The following is an 18,252-nucleotide window of genomic DNA, read 5'->3' as shown; positions in this document are numbered from 1 at the left end:
ATAATAACTAAAAACATTTAACATAAAAAACACAAATAAAACAATATGCACAGACAAGTAAAATATGCCAACGCCGCTAGTAGAGTGCTTACTCTTTCTTAGTAGCTACAGCGAACAAGACGTCCCTCTCAGTAATTATCCCAACAAGTTCATCGTCCTTTACCACAAGCAGGCTACTTACGCCTTTCTCCTTCATTAGCGTAGCTGCTTCTCCTACGTCAGCATCAGGTGCTATTGTTACATAGCCGCTTAAACCTACCAGCTTCACTGGCGCCTTGAGTGCCTCTTCGATTCGATCTGTTTCTATGTATCTGAAGACATCATGCGAGCCAAAGAATCTGACAATGTCTTTAGCAGTTACCATGCCCCATATTTTTCCTTCTTCTATTATTGGTAGCCTCCTGATACCGTATTTAATCATGGTCTCTGCTGCTTCCTTTATTGAAGCCTTTGAGTCTACTGTTATAACGTTTTTAGTCATAACTTCCTCTACCTTTCTACCAATATTTTTCTCGGCTAGATGTTCTACCAGGTCGTGCTCAGTTATTATACCCCATAGGCTCATGTCCTCAAAGACCACTGGGACTACGCCAACATTCTTAGTAACCATCGTCTCTATTATCTTCGCGAGAGTATCGTTTACTGTAACGTATACAGGGTTAGGATTCATTATTGAAGCTACATGTTCACGTAGTAACGCAGAGTAAATATTGCCGTTATGCCTATTGACGACTATATTATACAGCTCTCCGCCACCAAGGTAGTTGACCAGGTCTGTTGCAGTAATTATTCCCTCCAACACCTCCTTATTAGGAACAATTACCGGTAGTGCTCTCACATTGTACCTTGTTATTTCCTCTGCTGCTCCAAGTATCGTGGCCGTTTTTGTTATTGTATATACCGGTCGACGTGCAAGGATTTTTGCATCTCTCTCGCTACGATAGACTCGGTCACTAAAGTTTGGTTTACCATCGCTACGTAGCCAGCGAATTCCCTCAGGCCTACGAGGTGGAACGATGTAACCTCTTGACACTGCTTTCACCCTAGCTTTCCAGTTTACTAGATGCTCCACGCAAGCTTATTTAGTCTAGACTAAAAAGCCGTACATGCATCTCCAGACTACTTACTTGAGAGCCATTTCGAGACAACATCACTTCTATCAATGACTCCGAGGAGGTGCTTTTCTTCATCGACTATGTAGACTCTTCCTATGTCACGTTTAATCATCAGCTCTGCCGCATCACGTAAGGTTGCAGTAGGCAGTAGGGTTACCGGCGGCGTCGACATAACTTCATATACGAACGGGCCTTTACGGTAACTATCTGCCTCGAAGTCAGGCCTTGTATATCCTCGAGATAGTAGATCGTATTCAGCAATCACACCAACGATCTTGCCCTCCTTGACCACCGGAAGAGCTGCAAATCCATGCTTGCGCATTAGTTGCCATACTTTATGTACAGGAGTATCTGGTTCAACATATACTACTGATTTTTGCATTACCTCGGATATGGGAATTAGTAGTGCACTTTCATCGGAGTCGAGAATATGCTTTATAGCGTTTTCAAGGCCAAAGATTCCAAGATACTTGCCGGACTCGTCTATGACGGGAGAATACCATTCATCGTACTTAAGCATCTTGCGAAGAACCGATACAGCATCGTCACTGGGTACAGCAGTGATTTTAGGATCCTCCATAAGGTTCTTTGCAGTTGCCTCTGTACGGGTAGCAGATACTTCTAGCAGTGAGCCACGCTTAACTAGGCCAATTAGGCGGAGTGTTTTTTCATCGCTTACTACGGGTAATACCCTTAGTCTATTATCACGTATGAGTCTTCGCAGGAAACCAATGCTTGCATTGGGTAGAACATGGGGGTGTTTATAGTAGAATAAGTCTGCTATGCGTGGAGTCAGGCTCTACACCATATTATAGAGGGTACTTATTGTGGGCTATATACTTACGGCCGCTCAAGTAGGTAAAGGCGCCAACACGGACATAGAGCCCGGACTCCCAGCATCTCCACGTTAATCGGTAAACATCACTATGTACTTTATGCTTGAGTCTACACTGACTTCAGATACAGTATTTCGAGAAGACCTGGAGCATAGCGTATTATATCGCTCCTCGTAATTATTCCTACAAGTCTACCGTCACGATCGACTACCGGCAAGTGCCCAATGCGCTTCCTGCTCATTAAGTCTGCAGCAGCAGAGAGCGGGGCATCCTCGTATATTGTTACAGGATTTGGTGTCATAATGTGACGTACTAGTGTACGATTCGGGTCAAGTCCTTTTGCTACTACTCTTCTAACAATGTCACCTTCGGTTATTATGCCTACTATTGAGCCTTTCTCATTAACAATTACTACGCTACCCACATCGTTTTCCGCCATTTTTTGTGCAGCTTTGGTAACATTCTCATCGGGGCCACAAGTGACTACATTAGTAACCATTGCATCAGAGACACGCAGTTCTTCAACATCACTAGTCCCTTCAAACGGCTCACTCATCGCCTATCAGCCCACGCCGAGCTTTCAGCCGTTTGTGTTCCTAATCCCCCGTAGAGGAAAATATATTCATAGGCTTAGCTGTTCTTCGCCCCTTGGCTGTGCGATTCTATGAGAAGTACTGAACAATACTATAGGAGGCCGAGTTGCTTGGCTTTCTCGCGCGCGGGCTGCCATAGTTCTTGGGGCCTCCTTTCCCGTAGCGCCCTTAACAGTCTTCTATTCCTCTCTTTTGCCTGGGCCAGGACATCATTAGCTATGCTAACTATGTCTTCAATGCGTTCTTCTTTTATTAGCACTTCTTGCTTATCAGCTAAGAGTATGTCCGCACGCACACCTGTACGTAGTTCAACTAGCATCGGATAACCCAGGACCATTATTCCGCTATGCTTAAACCCGGCTTCTCTGGCTGCTTCAAGTATCACCTTAGCCTCCTCGAAGTCTCTTACATATACATGGTATATGGGCCCTTGAACGCTAAGCCATAGGCGCGTGCTTCGAGGAACCTTGAGTAATCGTTCTATCTCAACCGACTTGACGGGTTCATGCTTCTTGAATATTGTTGCCGTTTCTTCTTTGCTCCAAGGATAGTCCGCATCAATTACGGTTATTCGACCCGAGCAGCTACTCTTGGTAAAAGCCTTGGGTCTAAGAAAGAACTCTACAAGCACGTCTAGTATATCGGTATCTAGATAGCCTATCTCAAGGTCCTCCCATAGCCTTTGCCAAGCTTCTAGTTTTTCTTGGTTCCAGTCCCGCACTTTCCCCATAGCGTGGCCCTTGCAACCTAGTAGTACGAGTAGTGTTATTAGCTGCTCGTACACATAAGTCTATGAATAATGAATATAGTATTGTTTATCTTGTACACGTTTTGCTCAACTCGTTTAAAGACTGATAAAGGATCGCCTATACTCCTAAGCTGTTCTCGGGTCTCGTAGCTGGGGGAGGGTGTTAGCAATGGGCGCGCTATTGGAGAAGCTTAAGCCTATGAGCAAGGGCCAGGAAGAGATGCTGCAAGCGCTCAAAAGCGATGAATACGAGATAGTTGGATTATTTGGACCTACTGGCAGCGGCAAGAGCTTGTTCAGCGTGCTCTACGGTATAGATGCCATACTTGAAGAGAAATATAAGAAACTGATTATATCAAGACCTGTTGTAGACGTAGTTACTGGTAAGGAGCTTACGGCACAAGAGCTTGGCGAGCAGTTCTACGAGATTGCATTCGCGTATCTAAGAGACATACTCTCGGAGTTCATAGAGTGGAATAAAGTAGAGGAGCTAATAAAGGAAGGCAAGATCATTTTCGCTGACACGCACTATCTGCGAGGAAGAACGTTTGATGATGCTATCATATTCTTAGATGATGCGCAAAATATTCCGCCAGAGAGTAGCGTCGAAATATTGATGAGAATTGGAAGAAACAGTAAGTTCGTAATAGCTGGCGACCCCGTGTTCCAGAAGCCTCATGGAGTTGAAAGGGATGGTGCCACTGTGATGCGAGAAGTACTAATAGGTGAAGAAAATGCAAAAGTCGTTGACCTTGGCTTAAAAGACATTGTGAGACCTGGAGCAAGGCGTGGAATACGCCTCCTAATAGAGATGCGTATGAGGAATAGACCACTCAACGAAATAGAAAAAAGAATCCTTGACGCGGCAAGGATATATGCACCAGACGCCGACGTAATAACAGTTGTTGAGTTCGTTGATGCTAAGAAACAGTTTGAGATAACAGCAGAGCATGTTCCAGACGCTCTGATCATAGTCAAGGAGGGTTACCTTGGTAGGCTTGTAGGCAAGGGTGGCGAGAGGATCCAGAAAATAGAACAAGACACAGAAATGAGACTTAGGGCTGTTGAGCTAACACTCGACTTTACAAACATCATTAGAGCTGTGCACCCTGTAAGCTGGATCTACAAGCATGTACTAGACGCCGACTTCGAAGGACCCTACTTAGCGGTAAAGGTGCGTAGCAACGAGTTTGGCGCCTTTGTAGGCCAGCGCGGCTTCCACGTGAAGTTCTTAGACGCGGTGTTTAGAAAACTCCTAGGAGTCGGCGTAAAGGCGTACGAAGTAATCGAGGAAGAGGAGACTGGTAGAAGAAAGAAGCGCAGATAACACGGGTAGCATAGCTGGGAGCAGAGCGAGGCGTAGGAGTTTTTGGCGCTGCGTTTTTTACGTGACCATCTGCTCGACGAGGCCCTTGCAATCCTTATTTCAAAGCTTGGACTAAGCTATATAAAAATAGACAGGATCTATATAGCTTGGAGCAGGGGCTCAAAAACTACAGCACTCGCACGTATATGGGGGCTCCCCTCGCCTTTTATTAAGCTAGGCATCTGCGAGCCGACATATATTATTGAACTTGTCTCAGAAAAGTTTCCTAGGCTCAGCTGTGAGGAAATAGTAGAGACGCTCGTTCACGAACTACTTCATATTCCTCGCACATTTAGTGGCGGGCTAAGAGCGCATGGCGAGTGGAGTAAGAGGAGAAATATCAAGAGGATGATCAAGGAGAAGTTGAGAAAAGAAGACGTGGAGACATTATGCCGCCTCGTGAAACTGTCTCTTAAAAGAATAGAAAATAGCTAACGTGCGACACATACATGTCTTTACTGCACTATCCTGGATGCATCATTTTGTCTTCAGCCTGCTCTATAGACTATATAAACTGACAGTGGCTCTTCTCTCTTGCAGACTAAGGTGGTGACACGAAAGTATGGGCAAGATTTACGTGCTAAAGGAGCCGCGGCGCGGCGATAGAGCATGGAACATTTATGCATTGAGGGAAGCTGCTAGGCTGAAGAAGTGGTTTCAAGGCGTATACTATAGTCCTAGGCTGAAACGCCTCTTAGCAGTCTTCAAACCCACTCCAGGCACACATGTAAATCTTGAAGTATTTGAAGAGATGAACGAAGGTGTGCTTAAGGATGCATTTCGTATGGAGTGTCCAAGGGGGTGCAACAAATGCTGTGTATTCAGAAGCGGTGCATTTATCCTAGAAAATGAACTACGTGAATTACCGAGCAACGTGGCCGAAAAGATCATGAAACAGCCGAGCGAACTCATAAGAACGCCGGGAGGATGGGTTAGAGTCTATAGGCTCGATACAGAGCCTATGGGTAGGTGTATCTTCTTCGACGTCGAAAAAGGAGAATGCACGCTTGAAGCCCTTGGCGGAAAGAGGTTCAAACCCATAGTATGTTTGCTTACTTACTGCACGGTGTTTGCTACAAGGAATGGTGAAAAGTACCTCAAAACGGGTTTCCGTGTGCTGTCGGACGGTAGGGTTGAGATGCACTATAAACGTGTTAGCGACGACGAATGGAATATAATGGTGAGAAGGATGGCGTCCACATGGCTACGTTACAGAAAGGTCTACAAGTCACTAAAGGAGGCAGAAAGCAGGACGAGCTTATGAGGATTTCAGAGATAGGTTACGTATTAGAAAGAGTGCATTCGAAGATCGCCTACATATGCATGACGGCCGCACTCTCGTCTCTCTTTGCCACCGGCAGCTCTGACTCGAAGTACTCGCTTGTTTCCGCGTAAGGTCTTCTTCTCTTCTTCATAACTTTCTCTATAGCCGCCAAGAAGTCCTTCATAGTTACTACCTTCCTGTTGTCGCGCAACGCGAAGTATCCTGCTTCTATTACTATTGCACGAATGTCCGCACCGGTAGCGCCCTCCGTAAGCTTTGCAAGCTGCACGAAGTCTACATCATTGCTCAGCTTCATCTTCCTCGTATGTATGCGGAATATTTCTACGCGGGCCTTCTCATTAGGCGGCGGCACGTATACTAGTCTGTCAAATCGACCTGGCCTCAGAATAGCTGGGTCAAGTATATCTATCCTATTAGTCGCTGCTATCACCTTTACATTACCAAGTGGATCAAAGCCATCGAGCTCTGCGAGCAACTGCATAAGTGTACGCTGAACCTCGCGCTCACCGCTAGTACCTATATCAATTCTCTTAGCAGCAATCGCATCAATCTCGTCAATAAAGACAATGGCTGGCGCCTTCTTCCTTGCTAGCTTGAATACCTCCCTTACTATCCTTGCACCCTCGCCGATGTATTTATGTACGAACTCTGAACCCACGACGCGGATAAACGTCGCATTACTCATTGAAGCAACTGCTTTCGCTAGCAAAGTCTTTCCACAGCCCGGCGGGCCGTAAAGGAGGACGCCTTTTGGCGGCTCTATTCCAAGCTCACGGAATAGGTCTGGGTTCTTTAAAGGCAGTATAATCGCCTCATATAGCTCGCGCTTCTGCTCTTCAAGACCACCTATATCGTCAAACGTGACTTTTGGTCTCTCCGCAACCTCCATTGCACTTACATACGGGTCCTCGTACTGTGGAAGAATCTCCACTATTGTTGAGCCACGTTGGTTTAGAGCAACATATGTACCTGGTACAAGCTTGGAAGCGTCAATATGTGATGAGACATTTACCACTAGATTCGGGCCCGTACTGCTCTTAACTATTGCTCTTCCATCGGGCAATACGCCTAGCACGACCGCCTCGATTAGAGGCGGGCTTAGAAGCTTATCAACCTCCATTTTGTAGCGTCTAAGCTCTCTTCTCAGCTCCATACGTTCTGCTTCAAGCTCTCTAATTTTCCTTTCAAGCTGAATAATATACTGTCTGTACATTTCTTCAATACTTGTATCCTGCTCTGGCATAACCTGTTTCCACCATTCATCCATATATTAGAAGCGTATGAATACCTAAATAATGGTTTGCGGCCCATAACTACACTGGTGATACTACAGCAATGAGTACTAGGAGACGGGGCCAGGTACTGTATTGCGAAATGTGCGGAGCGCCGATAGAGGGGAGGGCTTACACTATCTATGTTGACGGTGTTGAGATGATTGTATGCGAGAGATGCTATCGAAAGTACATGTCGAGGGCGCGCAGAACAGCCACCGATACACCATTGCGTCTAAGGCTTGCACAGCCTAAGCCTAGGGAAGCACCAATCACGCAGCAAAGGGAGCCTCCTCAAAGACCTACAAAGCCTAGTGTAAGAACCGAGCAGAGAAGGGCAGCTAGGCCTCGCCCAGCTAGGAGAAGAAGCGGGCTCGGACTCGTAGAAAAGTACGAGGTTGTTGAAGACTATGCTGAGCGTGTTAGGCGTGCACGTGAACGCCTAGGGTTAACCCAGAAAGAGCTTGCACAGAGAGTCAAGGTGGGTGAAAACGTTATTCGCAGAATAGAGTCAGGGTCCCTTGTGCCCCCGGTCGATCTTGCTATGAGGCTTGAGCGTGTTCTAGGAGTAAAGCTTCTTGAGCCAGTAGCCGAGGAAGAAGAAGAGGCCGAGGGCTCTGAGGACTTCTACTTAACATTAGGCGATGTAGCAGAGCTGCGCGAAGACTAAGTATGCCTTATAGTTATATTATCTAAGAGCATGTGGCCCGGGACTGAGCTATTTTAGGGGCTCTAGGTACTTACTCCATCTCAGCAATACGGTGATTTAGCAACTAGCTAGGGGAAGAGAAGGCGGCATGACTAAGGAGAAAAATGGCTACTTCAAGGACGCGTTGCTGCTTATACCGAGAGATATAAGTGATTGGCAGCTCAAGGAGGCACTTGCCTTACTCGATACTGCAGGATACCGTCTTTACGACTATGTAAGATACCGAAGGGTTTCACGCTCACGTTTGCTTAGTCAAGCAAAGCTCAGAGAGGTCGCAGAGAAGGCCAGTGAGCTACAAGGCAAGGACGGTGCTCGTATAATAGTCTACGATGAGCTTCGACCCCGCGAGTACTTTAGAATAATTAGAGAAGCGAAGGTAGAGACAATTGATAGAACTATGCTGATTCTCGAAATATTCGCTCTTCATGCTGGCAGCCGCGAGGCCAAGCTGCAGATAGAGCTTGCTAGGCTCAAGCACCAGCTCCCCGTAATAAAGGAGGCAATAAGGCTTGCGAAGCTCCGTGAGCTACCAGGTTTCCTGGGCCCAGGCGGATACGCGGTAGATGCCTATTACAGGTACATGGTCTCAAGGATTGCCCGGATAAGGCGGGAGCTTGAACGGTTGAGGAAGAGAAGAGAACTTGAGAGATCTAAAAGGAGGAGTGCAGGCTTACCACACGTAGCTATAGTAGGTTATGCAAGCGTGGGAAAAACCACGCTATTTAACTCCTTAACACACGAATCGAAGTCCATAGGGCCAGAGTACTTTACAACACTTTCTCCTAAAGTAAAGGCTATAAGCCATAACGGATTCCGTTTTGCGCTCGTAGATACTGTGGGCTTTATATCGGATATACCCGTAGAGATCATTGAGGCCTTCCACTCTACCCTTGAAGAGGCCGCAACCGCCGATATCGTATTGTACGTCGTAGATGTTTCTGAGAGAGAAGACGTGCTTGTAGAAAAACTAGGAGAGGGTATTGACGTGCTTAGACGAATAGGTGTTGTCGATAAGCCTATGATTATCGCCGCAAATAAGATAGATCTTATTGGGAACGAAGAGGAGCTAAAACACCGGCTTGAGCTTATCTCGGGACTTGTGTCCGCATTATATCCGGGAATAAGAGATGTAGTCCCCGTCTCAGCTAAAAACAAAGTAGGGCTTGATAGGCTGCTATGCAGGCTGAGCACCCTGCTCAAAGATATGGAAAGGTATATGTTCTACGCATAGGGCATCGGCCTGAGCGAGACAAGAGAATAACAACGCACGTAGGCCTAGTTGCACGGGCTTTCGGCGCCAATGGGTTCATTCTAGCCGATGTCTGCGATGACCACGTAATGAGTTCCTTAAAGAAGGTTCTTGAGCGCTGGGGCGGTGCAATGGACCTCCTATGTGGCGTGAGTGGTAAGAGTTATGTCAGGGAGTGGAAAAAGGGTGGCGGAGAGGTAATCCATTTAACGATGTACGGCCTACACGTTGACGATGTTATAGAGTCGATAAGGAGTAGCCCCAAGCCGAAACTCATAGTTGTAGGCGCCGAGAAGGTGCCTCCCTTCTACTACGAGGAGGCAACATACAATGTTGCTATAGGTAATCAGCCGCACAGCGAGGTAGCTGCCTTAGCGATCTTCCTTGACAGGCTCTATAGGGGGGAAGAACTGCGCCTTGAGTTTCCGAATGCAAAGGTAAAGATTATTCCTTCGGCTCGCGGCAAAAAAGTAGTAAGCCTGGAAAAGCATCCTAAATAGTACTAGGACAGGTTTGGAGAAAATAGCTAGAGGTGGGGCCAGTGGGCACCGAGGAGGCAGAAAAGCTATACAAGTTCGTAGAGAAGCTTCTCGACGCTAACGCGAGGCAGGTATTTCAAGTTCTCTTTGAAGAGGGCGAGGAACTGACAGAGGTCGATATCGCAGAGAAAACAGGCCTCAAGCTTAATGCGATAAGGCGCGCACTCAACATGCTCGCAGAGCAAGGGCTTGTAGTTTATCGTCGTCAAAAGCATCCGGAAAAGAATAGGCTCATCTTTTACTGGAAGGTTAATTATGAGGCTCTTCCAGCGATAATAGAGGCGAGGAAGAAGGCCACTCTTGAAAAGCTCAAGACTCTTTTAAGCAAGGAAGAGTCAACCATGTATTATGTGTGTCCAAACGACGGCACGCGCTATACCTTTGAGGAGGCCCTTGAGCACGAATTTGTATGCCCTCGCTGCGGCACCATGTTAGTGCCTGATAAGGATAGGGAGCTTAGGATACAGATACTGAGCCAATACATATCTATGCTAGAGGCGGAGATAAATGAGGACACCAAGTCTCGTTGATCTTTTCAGTGGTGCTGGGGGGTTTGCTGAGGGATTTCGACAAGCAGGTTTTCGCATTTTACTCGGAATAGATAATGACCCCGCGGCCATACGTAGTTTTAAGGCAAATTTTCCAGAAGCACTAGCGCTTGCCATGGATATAAAGGAGGTAAGTGGAGCGCTCATAGAGAGGCTCGTAGGACGTCCTGACGTTATCATTGGAAGTCCTCCTTGTGAGCCCTATACCGGGGCTAATCCTAGGCGTAGGAAAAACCCCTTAGAGAGACTATATGAGGATCCAGCCGGTCAACTCGTGCTACATTTTGCCCGAATAGTTGGCGAGCTAAAGCCACGTGTCTTCGTCATGGAGAACGTTCCAGGCATTCTCGATGTAGAGGATGAATTGCGTAGAATATTTCGCGAGGCGGGCTACAGCAGGGTATACTTTAACGTGCTTAAAGCAGAAGACTATGGGACGCCGAGCCATAGGCTAAGGGTATTCGTTTCCAATATAAAAATTAAGCCGCCGAAAAGAAACAAAAAAATTAGTGTTGAAGAAGCGCTTAGCTCGCTCCCAGAGCCGGGTGCTGAACTCCCTCCTAATCACGAACTCCCAAGCATTAGTCCGAGAAAGGCGAAACGAATAGCAAGACTACGCTGGGGGCAAGCATTAATATACTATGAGGGGGCAGATAATCGTAGGCTGCCTAACCTTATAAGGCTTGACCCCAGAAGACATGCACCTACCGTACTCGGGTCAAGCCGCTTCATACACCCCTACGAGGATAGATTCCTTACGGTAAGGGAACAAGCAAGACTAATGGGGTTTCCGGATAACCACGTGTTTCTCGGAGGAAAGGATGAGCAGTATAATCAGGTAGGGGAAGCGGTTCCAGTACCCTTGGCACGAGCCATCGCCGAGGTGGTGCTAGGGTACCTAGCCCGTGAGCAGTGATTTATATCGGTAGAGTATTATCGCTGCCTCAGCCACCGGTCCAGCGCGGGCCTCAAAGCCGCGTGGATAGAGGGCTTCTCCGAGTCCTGCGATATCCTTTCCGGGAGCAGGGTCAGATCCCCCGAAGATTATCATTGGCTTGTTTGCATTGCCTAGTCTTGAAACTATTTCATCAACGTCAGCAGCTTCACCGTATTCTCGCGAAATTATGACTATTTTGTCGGGCGAGAAGACTTCGACAGCATCCTTCACGCTCGGCAAGACATAAATGCTTCGATTCAAGCGCAGGGCTAGCCGCATTGCGTCGGGTATTCCGCTTGAAGCTGCTGCTCCATAGGCTTTTGTTACAACTATTTGGTTAAACCCTAGGCTGTAAACGAGTTTAACCATGTCGAGTAATCGCTGCGCACTTGAAATATCATGTACTACGACAAGCAAGCTAGTGCCCATCTTTCATCAGCCCCTTTTTCTAGCAAATACCCTACTCCATGATAGGAGTAAGGGGCTTTAAACAGATACCCAGCAAAAATCCGCCTCGATTTCTTGCTAGGGGCTCAGAACTTAAAGGTGTCAACACGTTCCTTCAGCGAGTACAGCCTTCAGCATCGCCCTCGATAGGGGGTAAAGGAGACCGAACCCTAATTGGGGTTTCTCTATTCAAACATACCGTGGTAGGCGGGGAACACGGTGTTTCTGCATGGCTCGAAAAGAGCGCGTTATAGCTATACGATTACCATCAGACGTCTATAGGGAATTAGAGCAAAGAGCTAGGAGGCTTGGCTATAGCCTCGTATCTGATTACCTCCGTGACCTGATTTACAGGGAGCTAGGGTATAAGGAGAAAGAAGAAGCTGTTAGAAAGCTTGTTGAGGAGCTAGTCGAGAAAAAATTGGCTGAGAAAGGGACTACGGAAATAGATGTTGACAAAATTCTCTCAAAGATAGAGAAGAAGATACAAGACATTATTAATCCGTGGACTGCTAAGATAGATCAACTATCAATGCGTATTTCTGAACTCTATGAGAAGATTGAAGAGCTTGAGGAGAAGGTAAAATCCTTTGAGGCCGCCGAGGCTACGAGGAGAGAACAATATGCCCAAGCTGTTGCAAGGTATAGGCCTCAATCAGAGTCTAGGAGAGAACCAAGACGGCGAACTGCGATAGAGAGGCTTCGCGAACAGGGAGCAGTCTTTGAGCATGATGTTCAATGGCTCCGGGATAGGGATGCGTTCTTTGAAAGACTTAGACGAGAAGGCGCAATTATACTCAATGTTGGCGGGGAAAGGATTGCTGTTGACCCGGAGTTCTGGCGAAACTTCAAGGAAAAGGTAGAGCAGCTGCCAACCCCTAACGATGACGAGGTTAGGGTACTACTTACTGACACACAGTACCAGCTCTTTAAGAAGCTCAAGGAGAGCGGCATGATATACTTTGACGCGTCAAAGAGAGCATGGCGCTTTGTAGAGGAACTCGCATAGACCCGGGCCAGGACGTGGTTGACTAGTTTAAAATTATCTATGCCTCGGAGCCAAGTCAATCATCATTACGAGTTAGCTTTCAGCCGCTGGCGTAGTCTTCATAGGCGATGACCAGCAGTTGCACATGATAAGGGGCTCGATTAAGGGGCGAAATTCGTCATTTAATAACTCAGCTCGGCTGTAAGACTTCATCGCCCAGTAAGTATTTTCTGAGAACAATTAGAGTGATAAGCTTCTCGGCCCCGAACGGTAAAAGAGAATTAGTGAAGTGGTTACTCGAGCTGCCAGCTCTGAAGATACTCTACTTGCTCTGGTATTAGCTCATCTATTTCTACGCCCATAGCTTTGAGCTTAAGCCTAGCTACCTCTTGGTCTATCTCGTCTGGTACCAGGTATACTCTTGGCTCCAGCTTGCCCCTATTTTTGACCAAGTACTCGGCCGATAGAGCCTGGTTGGCGAAACTCATGTCCATTACCTCGCTTGGGTGTCCCTCCGCAGCTACGAGGTTCACGAGACGTCCTTCTGCAAGCAAGTAGAGCTTTCTGCCGTCTTTGAGCTTATACTCTGTTACATACTTCCTTATTGTTCTCTTAGACACGGCCATTTCTTCTAAGTCGGGTATCCAGATCTCGACGTTGAAGTGCCCTGCGTTAGCAAGTATAGCTCCGTCTTTCATTACCTCGAAGTGCTCGCGCCTAATAACCTTCTTGTTGCCCGTAGCAGTTATGAAAATGTCACCTATTTTTGCAGCCTCTATCATAGGCATGACGTCAAAACCGTCCATTAAAGCCTCTAATGCTCTTATCGGGTCAACCTCTGTCACTATTACTCGTGCACCCATGCCTCTTGCACGCATAGCTATACCTCTACCAACCCAGCCATACCCAGCCACAACAACCTTTTTCCCAGCAAAAAGTATGTTTGTTGCCCTAAGTATGCCGTCTATAGTGCTCTGCCCTGTCCCATAACGATTATCAAACATCATCTTCGTCCTGGCATTATTTACGGCTATCGCAGGATACTTCAAAACTCCTTGTTTCTCCATAGCACGCAGCCTTATTACACCAGTAGTCGTCTCCTCAGTTCCTCCCCAAACTTGGCCAGCAACATCAGGAAACTCTTTGTGAAGCGTTGCGTGAAGATCTCCCCCATCATCAATTACGATGTTGGGCTTCTGAGACGCAACCCAGCGAATACAATCAAAGTACTCTTTCTCATTCATACCTCTCCAAGCACAAACCTCTATCCCTTCCTGAGACGCCAGAGCCGCCGCAACATCGTCTTGCGTGCTCAGCGGATTACTTGCTGCCAGGAAGACCCGAGCACCACCCGCAACGAGTGTGCGTACAAGCGCGGCCGTCTCCTTTGTAACGTGAAGAACAGCTCCAACGATAACACCGTTGAGCGGCTTCTCCTTCTCGAATCTTTCCCTAATAAATTTTGCAACAACGGGCATGTGCTGCTCCGCCCATTCTATTTGAACAAGCCCCTGCTCAGCAAGCCCTGGATTCCTTATCTTTGACAACTCGTTCAAACCCCCGATATCTAGCTACTAGTTCCTAGCCTCCGCATAGCACTCAGAGCAAAATAAGGGTCTTGCACTTACGATAAGGAGTACGCAGAGAATAGCATTAACGAAGAACGTGGAGAGGCTTTTGTGGACCGTTGGTGGGCCCGGGGGGATTCGAACCCCCGACCACCCGGTTATGAGCCGGGCGCTCTGCCGGGCTGAGCTACGGGCCCAGCGATTCTCCAAGTATTCTATCAGCCTATACTATAGAGTACTTTATCAACTTATCGCTCACAAGTATTACCGTACGATTAGTTATCTTCGAGCAAATAGCTCTAATACCAAAAGGATGAAATAATACAATACCTATCAAATCTATAGGAAGTAGTGCATGTTGCCATGGTATTACATAGGTGCTCATTATCCATACACACAACTAATTCTATCGCATAATAAGTCTACACGAGAAAAGAAGCCTAGAGGTGTGTTGGGTTGGCGTGTGAGAAGCCTGTTAAGGTTCGTGACCCGACTACTGGTAAGGAGGTTGAGCTAGTACCTATCAAGGTGTGGCAGCTAGCACCTAGGGGCAGGAAGGGCGTAAAGATAGGCCTCTTCAAGAGCCCCGAGACAGGAAAATACTTCAGAGCCAAAGTACCCGACGACTACCCAATATGCAGCTAAGCCGGAAAACACCAGAGCCCTTTACACTTGGTTTTTTACCTACTTTGACCCAAATCTTGCCCGGCAGCTTCTCTGCAACTTCTTTAATTAGGCTGTCTGCCTCCATCTCCCTTGTAGCGGAGGCAGTATGGCAGACAAAAAGTATACAGCTGTCCACTTGCTGCCACTTGTGTACTACGTTACAACCCGTGAAAGGATAAGCACGCGGGAACTGGCCACGATACTAGGCACCCGGACCTCTCTCGTAAGAAAACTCCTATGGAGCGCTCGGCGCAAGGGCCTAGTAACATTCACTCGGTTCGAGGACCAGGTAATAGTTGAGCCGACGCAAAAAGCCAGACAAATAGTTACAAGCATAGACTATGTTGCAAGGAATCGTAACAAGCTTGTAGTTATAGCGGGTGGTGCAATAATATTCGTCGCTATAAGGCCACGCAAAGGAATTAGAGCATATACGATACCGCGGCAACCACTCTGCAAACTACTAAGACTAGCAGAGACAGCAGAGAAAGAGAAAAGGTTGCTTAATTTACGCGAGGCGGCACACACACTTAATCTCCATCCCAAAACAGTATCAATACTCTACCGCGTTCTTAGAACGCTTGGGTGCCCGGGAACAAGCTGTATAGTTAAAGAACTCTGTAGAGAAGGCGAAGAGATAAAAGAATAAACCCCGGCCCATACATTGTAACTTAAATGGTTGAACCCCCAACAGACCCGCCGAAGAGGCGGGGATGAGCGACATGGTGGGCCCTGAGAACTAGATGGGCCCGTAGCTCAGCCAGGCAGAGCGCCGGGCTCCAGACCCCCTAAGGGGATCCGGTCCAGGCGCTGGGTCTGTCGAGGCCCATGGATGAGAGGGAGAGACCCGGCGGTCGGGGGTTCAAATCCCCCCGGGCCCACCATGCATTACCTTTCTATATCTATTTTCATTAAAAACTAAACAATAACAATGGGTACATAGCTAACGAAATCGTAACAATACCTCAATTCTTGTACTTTTATTCATACGTGACGTGTTATGGATAATAGAATGGATGCACCTTTTTACTAAAAAGAGCCTTAACGTATTGTATTGTTCAATAGCTCGCTTGAGAGTCGAGAACGACGGTGAAAAGGAATTTACCAAACAAGTGGCGCCGCCGGGTGGATTCGAACCACCGACCACCGGGTTAACAGCCCGGCGCTCTACCCGCTGAGCTACGGCGGCACCCGAGGACTGTCCCGTGCCCCCGGCGGCCATGTTGTATCTACTCATTTAGTGGAGAAGGTTTTATCAAGTTTACGTTCTCTGGGCTTCTTCTACAGCAAGGCCGGGTATTGTGATTTTTCTTTCAAGTTTCTTCATGCTGCGGGTTATTAGCAGTGAGAGCACCAAATATATTATCGCTATTATGGTGTATACTTGGACGTACATGAATGTCTCTGAGCCTATTATTTTGCCCGCATATACGAGTTCGACGACCGTTAGGAAGTACGCAATTGAAGAGTATTTTAGCAAGTATACCAGCTCATTTGTAAGTGCTGGTATTGAGGAGCGCAGGGCGATTGGGACTATTATGCTAAATATTGCTTGAAGCTTTGTCATTCCAAGGCTTAGGGCTGCCTCCCATTGCCCACTAGGCACCGCTTTTATCGACGACCGTATGTACTCTGATTGATATGCGGCACTGTTAAGCCCCATGCCTAGGATTGCAGCAGTTAGTGCTGAGAGTTTTACACCTACGTCGGGCAATGCGTAGTACAGTATGAAGAGTTGAAGTAGCATAGGTGTACCCCTTATTGTCTCAACATATGCGGCGAGAAGCCAGCTAAGCCAGCGAGGACCATAGGCCCTTCCAACAGCTATTACTGAGCCTAGGCTAAAGCCTATCACGAAGGATACTGCGGTTAATAGGAGTGTGTTTTTTAGGCCTGTTAGCAATAGGCTTCCATAATTTGCTACTATTTCTCCAATACCTGCTATCATATTTTCATTCTCCTCGCTATCCTCTCTATGAACTTCTTTGTGCGCTCGTGCTTGGGATTACGCAGGATTTCATCTGGCGTGCCCTTCTCAACTATAACTCCTTGATCTAGTACCATGATTTCGTCGGCAGCTTCCAGCGCAAAGTCAAGTTCATGCGTTACTATTAGCATAGTCTTTCTCTGCTTTGCAAGATTCTCGATGACCCTCAATACCTCGCCGACGAGTTCGGGGTCAAGAGCAGAGGTAGGCTCATCCATGAGTATTATGGATGGCTCCATAGCTATTGCCCTAGCTATTGCTACCCTTTGTTGCTGGCCACCGCTGAGCTGTGCTGGATACTTATGCCACAAACTCTCATCAATTCCCACCATTCGAAGAGCCTCTATGGCTTTCTTTGTTGCCTCTTCTTTACTCATTTTCTTGACCTTTATGAGGCCTATGCGCACGTTGTCGAGAGCTGTTAAGTGCATGAAAAGGTTAAACTGCTGGAACACAAAGCCTATACGCTCACGTATCTTGTTAATGCTCATAGCTGGCCTAGGATAAACTTCGATGCCTTCGAGTTCTATCCTCCCTTTATCAGGCTTGACTAGCAGGTTTATGCAGCGCAAGAGAGTGGATTTGCCCGAGCCGGATGGCCCTATAATTACCTTTACTTCTCCTCTCCTTACGGTAAAGCTTATACCTCTAAGGACAGTTTGTTTACCATAACTTTTCCAGAGGTCTTCGACGCGGAGTACAACTTCTTCGCTCATTGCTGTGTGCCTCCTAGGCCAGGTATGCTTAGCTTTTTATAGAGCCATCCCGCCCCAAGGCTGAAGCTATATGTTAGTATGAAGTAAATGATTCCTACAAAAACAAGCGGAGGAAGATAATCGAGTATAACTTGTGCTACGTGCACCGACTGCGTGAAGAGCTCTGCTACTCCTACGGCATATGCTAGAGAAGTATCCTTGAGATCTATAGTGAACTGGTTTACGAGACCCGGCATAGCTATGCGGAAAGCTTGTGGCGCAATGACGTTGAAGAAGGCGCTTAGCGGGCTCATTCCAAGGCTTAGGGCTGCCTCCCACTGGCTGCGCGGTATCGAGAGCAGTGCGCTGCGAATAATCTGTGACTGATATGCTAGGCTACGAATACCTATAGCTATTATTGCTGAAAGAACAGGGGATAACTGTATACCAAGTACTGGTAGGCCAAAGAAGACGAGGAAGAGGATTACGAGGAGCGGTATACCGCGTATCGTCTCCTCTATTGCGGCCGCAATTCGCGCAATAAGAGGAGGCGCGTATGTTTCTAGAAAAGCAAGCAAGGGGCCTATGAGGAGCCCTATGCCAAAGCCTCCAAAGGTCAAAATCAGCGTCATGGGTAGGCCAGAGAGTATGACCCCTATGTAGGGTCTTAGCGGTGCAAAAAACCCTAATGGATCCATAAAGTCT

The 18,252-nt window shown here is 47.3% G+C and carries 21 protein-coding genes, 3 tRNA genes and 1 pseudogene; 12 read left to right on the top strand and 13 right to left on the bottom strand.

Annotated elements, in window-relative coordinates; genetic code table 11:
- Window positions 1–88: 88 nt before the first annotated feature.
- The 5 genes and pseudogenes from SBG41_RS02410 to SBG41_RS02395 all read right to left on the bottom strand — a co-directional run bounded on the left by SBG41_RS02410 (window position 89) and on the right by SBG41_RS02395 (window position 3,274).
- Complete coding sequence (locus SBG41_RS02410) at window positions 89–1,033, bottom strand: CBS domain-containing protein (protein ID WP_317895951.1); 945 nt, start codon at window positions 1,031–1,033, stop codon at window positions 89–91.
- An 86-nt stretch (window positions 1,034–1,119) separates the two neighbouring features.
- The gene (locus SBG41_RS02405) at window positions 1,120–1,695 is read right to left on the bottom strand and encodes a CBS domain-containing protein (RefSeq protein WP_317895950.1); all 576 of its coding nucleotides are present in this window, start codon (window positions 1,693–1,695) and stop codon (window positions 1,120–1,122) included.
- A 48-nt stretch (window positions 1,696–1,743) separates the two neighbouring features.
- Window positions 1,744–1,899 (bottom strand): annotated as a pseudogene (locus tag SBG41_RS10490) (CBS domain-containing protein); the annotation flags it as partial.
- Window positions 1,900–2,060: 161 nt separating this feature from the next.
- On the bottom strand, window positions 2,061–2,507 hold the full coding sequence (locus tag SBG41_RS02400) for a CBS domain-containing protein (RefSeq protein WP_317895949.1): 447 nt from the start codon (window positions 2,505–2,507) through the stop codon (window positions 2,061–2,063).
- Between the two features lie 128 nt (window positions 2,508–2,635).
- Window positions 2,636–3,274, bottom strand: coding sequence for a tRNA(Phe) 7-((3-amino-3-carboxypropyl)-4-demethylwyosine(37)-N(4))-methyltransferase (locus SBG41_RS02395; protein WP_317895948.1), 639 nt, complete (start codon window positions 3,272–3,274; stop codon window positions 2,636–2,638).
- Window positions 3,275–3,461: 187 nt separating this feature from the next.
- On the opposite strand from SBG41_RS02395, the gene SBG41_RS02390 reads away from it, so the two are divergent.
- The 3 genes from SBG41_RS02390 (at window position 3,462) to SBG41_RS02380 (ending at window position 5,922) form a co-directional block, all read left to right on the top strand.
- Window positions 3,462–4,619: a PhoH family protein gene (locus tag SBG41_RS02390; RefSeq protein ID WP_317895947.1), complete on the top strand. Its 1,158-nt coding sequence runs from the start codon at window positions 3,462–3,464 to the stop codon at window positions 4,617–4,619.
- A 42-nt stretch (window positions 4,620–4,661) separates the two neighbouring features.
- Window positions 4,662–5,093: a putative metallopeptidase gene (locus tag SBG41_RS02385; protein ID WP_317895946.1), complete on the top strand. Its 432-nt coding sequence runs from the start codon at window positions 4,662–4,664 to the stop codon at window positions 5,091–5,093.
- A gap of 127 nt (window positions 5,094–5,220) precedes the next feature.
- Window positions 5,221–5,922 (top strand): hypothetical protein, encoded by a 702-nt coding sequence (locus SBG41_RS02380; protein WP_317895945.1) that lies wholly within the window; start codon window positions 5,221–5,223, stop codon window positions 5,920–5,922.
- Between the two features lie 49 nt (window positions 5,923–5,971).
- Here SBG41_RS02380 and SBG41_RS02375 read toward each other — a convergent pair whose 3' ends face one another.
- Window positions 5,972–7,186 carry a proteasome-activating nucleotidase gene (locus tag SBG41_RS02375; protein WP_317895944.1) on the bottom strand — a complete coding sequence of 405 codons (1,215 nt, stop codon included), beginning with the start codon at window positions 7,184–7,186 and terminating at the stop codon, window positions 5,972–5,974.
- Window positions 7,187–7,278: 92 nt separating this feature from the next.
- Between SBG41_RS02375 and SBG41_RS02370 the strand changes: the two genes are divergently transcribed.
- From SBG41_RS02370 to SBG41_RS02350, 5 genes are all read left to right on the top strand, one after another.
- Complete coding sequence (locus SBG41_RS02370) at window positions 7,279–7,884, top strand: multiprotein bridging factor aMBF1 (protein ID WP_317895943.1); 606 nt, start codon at window positions 7,279–7,281, stop codon at window positions 7,882–7,884.
- Between the two features lie 127 nt (window positions 7,885–8,011).
- A complete protein-coding gene (gene hflX, locus SBG41_RS02365) occupies window positions 8,012–9,154 on the top strand; it encodes a GTPase HflX (RefSeq protein ID WP_317895942.1) in 1,143 nt (380 codons plus the stop codon).
- Entirely contained in the window at window positions 9,100–9,672 is a 573-nt protein-coding gene (locus SBG41_RS02360) for a tRNA (cytidine(56)-2'-O)-methyltransferase (RefSeq protein ID WP_317895941.1), read from the top strand. The genes hflX and SBG41_RS02360 overlap by 55 nt, the downstream gene beginning before the upstream one ends.
- A 41-nt stretch (window positions 9,673–9,713) precedes the next feature.
- On the top strand, window positions 9,714–10,241 hold the full coding sequence (locus SBG41_RS02355) for a GntR family transcriptional regulator (RefSeq protein ID WP_317895940.1): 528 nt from the start codon (window positions 9,714–9,716) through the stop codon (window positions 10,239–10,241).
- On the top strand, window positions 10,219–11,175 hold the full coding sequence (locus tag SBG41_RS02350; protein WP_317895939.1) for a DNA cytosine methyltransferase: 957 nt from the start codon (window positions 10,219–10,221) through the stop codon (window positions 11,173–11,175). The genes SBG41_RS02355 and SBG41_RS02350 overlap by 23 nt, the downstream gene beginning before the upstream one ends.
- Here SBG41_RS02350 and SBG41_RS02345 read toward each other — a convergent pair.
- On the bottom strand, window positions 11,158–11,625 hold the full coding sequence (locus tag SBG41_RS02345) for a RecB-family nuclease (protein ID WP_317895938.1): 468 nt from the start codon (window positions 11,623–11,625) through the stop codon (window positions 11,158–11,160). The genes SBG41_RS02350 and SBG41_RS02345 overlap by 18 nt on opposite strands.
- 247 nt (window positions 11,626–11,872) lie before the next feature.
- On the opposite strand from SBG41_RS02345, the gene SBG41_RS02340 reads away from it, so the two are divergent.
- On the top strand, window positions 11,873–12,652 hold the full coding sequence (locus tag SBG41_RS02340; RefSeq protein WP_317895937.1) for a hypothetical protein: 780 nt from the start codon (window positions 11,873–11,875) through the stop codon (window positions 12,650–12,652).
- Window positions 12,653–12,924: 272 nt separating this feature from the next.
- On the opposite strand, the gene ahcY is transcribed toward SBG41_RS02340, so the two are convergent.
- On the bottom strand, window positions 12,925–14,178 hold the full coding sequence (gene ahcY, locus SBG41_RS02335) for an adenosylhomocysteinase (RefSeq protein WP_317895936.1): 1,254 nt from the start codon (window positions 14,176–14,178) through the stop codon (window positions 12,925–12,927).
- 141 nt (window positions 14,179–14,319) lie between these two features.
- Window positions 14,320–14,396: transfer RNA gene (locus SBG41_RS02330), tRNA-Ile, on the bottom strand.
- Window positions 14,397–14,655: 259 nt separating this feature from the next.
- Here SBG41_RS02330 and SBG41_RS02325 point away from each other — a divergent pair.
- From SBG41_RS02325 to SBG41_RS02315, 3 genes are all read left to right on the top strand, one after another.
- Entirely contained in the window at window positions 14,656–14,844 is a 189-nt protein-coding gene (locus tag SBG41_RS02325; RefSeq protein WP_011822285.1) for a chromatin protein Cren7, read from the top strand.
- 127 nt (window positions 14,845–14,971) lie between these two features.
- Complete coding sequence (locus SBG41_RS02320) at window positions 14,972–15,514, top strand: hypothetical protein (RefSeq protein WP_317895935.1); 543 nt, start codon at window positions 14,972–14,974, stop codon at window positions 15,512–15,514.
- A gap of 96 nt (window positions 15,515–15,610) precedes the next feature.
- A tRNA-Trp gene (locus tag SBG41_RS02315) sits at window positions 15,611–15,749 on the top strand.
- A 229-nt stretch (window positions 15,750–15,978) separates the two neighbouring features.
- Here SBG41_RS02315 and SBG41_RS02310 read toward each other — a convergent pair.
- The 4 genes from SBG41_RS02310 to SBG41_RS02295 form a co-directional block, all read right to left on the bottom strand.
- Window positions 15,979–16,054 (bottom strand) — tRNA-Asn (locus SBG41_RS02310).
- Window positions 16,055–16,126: 72 nt separating this feature from the next.
- The gene (locus SBG41_RS02305; RefSeq protein ID WP_317895934.1) at window positions 16,127–16,813 is read right to left on the bottom strand and encodes an amino acid ABC transporter permease; all 687 of its coding nucleotides are present in this window, start codon (window positions 16,811–16,813) and stop codon (window positions 16,127–16,129) included.
- Entirely contained in the window at window positions 16,810–17,568 is a 759-nt protein-coding gene (locus SBG41_RS02300) for an amino acid ABC transporter ATP-binding protein (RefSeq protein WP_317895933.1), read from the bottom strand. Before SBG41_RS02300 ends, SBG41_RS02305 begins: the two co-directional genes overlap by 4 nt.
- On the bottom strand, window positions 17,565–18,245 hold the full coding sequence (locus SBG41_RS02295; protein ID WP_317895932.1) for an amino acid ABC transporter permease: 681 nt from the start codon (window positions 18,243–18,245) through the stop codon (window positions 17,565–17,567). Before SBG41_RS02295 ends, SBG41_RS02300 begins: the two co-directional genes overlap by 4 nt.
- Window positions 18,246–18,252: the final 7 nt, after the last annotated feature.

It is taken from the genome of Pyrofollis japonicus (genome assembly GCF_033097485.1).
GTDB lineage: Archaea > Thermoproteota > Thermoprotei_A > Sulfolobales > Pyrodictiaceae > Pyrofollis > Pyrofollis japonicus.
Note: the sequence above shows the minus strand (reverse complement) of the source record. Positions and strands in the feature narration are given on the sequence as shown.